This is a genomic window from Rhodococcus sp. (in: high G+C Gram-positive bacteria), from assembly GCF_049299235.1.
Classification (GTDB): Bacteria; Actinomycetota; Actinomycetes; order Mycobacteriales; family Mycobacteriaceae; genus Rhodococcus.
Genome location: NZ_JBAQXC010000039.1, coordinates 1 through 1,844 on the forward strand (window position 1 = coordinate 1; position 1,844 = coordinate 1,844).

General features: G+C 67.6%; 1 protein-coding gene and 2 pseudogenes. All 3 read left to right on the top strand.

What is annotated here, in order from left to right:
- Window positions 1–654 (top strand): annotated as a pseudogene (locus WAX14_RS02360) (hypothetical protein); the annotation flags it as partial.
- A 113-nt stretch (window positions 655–767) separates the two neighbouring features.
- On the top strand, window positions 768–1,625 hold the full coding sequence (locus WAX14_RS02365; RefSeq protein ID WP_422626492.1) for a ParA family protein: 858 nt from the start codon (window positions 768–770) through the stop codon (window positions 1,623–1,625).
- Window positions 1,622–1,844 (top strand): annotated as a pseudogene (locus WAX14_RS02370) (hypothetical protein); the annotation flags it as partial. The gene WAX14_RS02365 and the pseudogene WAX14_RS02370, both read left to right, overlap by 4 nt.

A 1,844-nucleotide genomic window follows, 5' to 3' on the forward strand; every position in this document is an offset into this window, starting at 1 on the left:
GTGCTCGGTGTCGCGGTCGAACGGGTCGCCCGCTGGTCGGAAGGCACTCCCGCCGAAGCCGCCGGTCGTCGGGCCGCCGAGGCCCTGACCCGCGGGGTGCCCGAGGACGACGACCGCTTCGTCGATCGTTACGACACGCTGCTCTTCCTGGCGGGCACCCTGTACGACCGGATCGAGGCGTCTGCGGCGTGGAACTCCGAGCAACTCGTCGTGCAGCGCGCGCAACTGGACCTGCCGGACGAACTGACCCAGATCGCCGTCGACACCGTCGCGCTGCGCGGGCTGCTCGCCGAACTCGCCGACGCGGCACGCACCGCCCCGGCCGCCCGCCCCGGTCTCGAGGCGAGAGCAGCGGCGCTGGAGACGGTGTGGGATCAGCTCGTCGATCGCGTTGCGGCTCTCGCGCGGATCGGTGATCTGCTCACCACCGCCGAGGAACAGTTGCACCTGAGCCGGGTGGCCGAACGCACCGCGAGCCTGGACGAGCGCATCGACCGCCTGATCGGACGCTCCGGCGCGCGCGAATTATCCGCGGAGAACACCCATTTCGTCGGTGACCAGTTCGACGGGTCCGCCGGGTCGATCCGCGCCCTGCAACTCGCGTTGCACGGCGACATCGCCGAACTGACCACCCGGGAACGGCCCTCGACCTGACCGACTGCACCGGCCGACTGCGAGCGAGTTTCCTCGACCTACCCGGAGCAAGATCGACTGCCCGCCGTATAGTTTCCCGCGCAACATCGAGCAGGTGCGGAGGGGAGCGGGTGGTGGCGCGGATCATCGCGACAATCAACCTGAAGGGCGGCGTCGGGAAAACCACGACGACCGCGGCGCTGGCCGAGTTCATGGCCGCAGACTTCGGGCAGCGGGTACTGCTGATCGACCTCGATCCGCAAACCAACCTGACCACCATGATGGTCGGCGAGGAACGCTGGAAAGAGCTCAACGAACTCGGCTGGACCCTCCACACGCTGTTCCGGAAGGCCGTCGACCCGTCGGCACCCGCCTTCGACGTGGAGAAGGCACTCCAGCGGGACGTCTCCTCGGTGACCTCGGTCAAGGGCGTGGATCTGCTCGCGTCATCGTTGGACCTGATGGACGTCCAGGAAGGATTGAGCCACCAGCAGTTCGCCGACCCGGCCTCGACCCGGCCCATCGAGGTGCTGCGCAACGCGATCACCCCGATCGCCGACCGGTACGACTACATTCTCGTCGACTGCCCACCGAACCTCGGCATGCTCACCCTCAACGGGTTGCGGCTGGCCGACGGATACATCATCCCGACCATCCCGGACATCTTGTCCACCTATGGGATTCCACCACTTCAGACCCGCGTGCAGCAGTTCGCCGATAGGGTCGGCCATCCGATCAGGGAGATCGGGCTGGTGATCACCAAGTACCGGAGCGCGTCGAATCTGCACCGCAGCACCATCGAGCGACTCCAGCGCGACAAGCGCATCGCCAACGTGGTGCCCGCGTGGATTCCGGAAGCGACGCAGATCGCCCAGTCCGCCGACTTCGTGGCGTACGGAACACTCAAACGCAAATACGGCAACGCCGGTCAGTACGACGCGTTGCGCATGCTCACCGAGGATGTACTCATGAACGCGCAGGTGCTGCTGTGACCGACCCTGCTGTGACCGACCCTGCTGTGACCGACATCGACCGCGCCGACGCGCGACTCCGGCTGCACATCGGAGAGGCCGGTGCTGCCGTGCTGCGGCTGCACGACAGTTCCCCGGCTGCCGCGACCGCGCTGATCAAACTCGTCCAGGTCGTCGCCGACGAGGCCGCCCGCACCCCCCGACTGGCGAAGGCGCTGGCCGGGGCGCTCACGGCAGGGG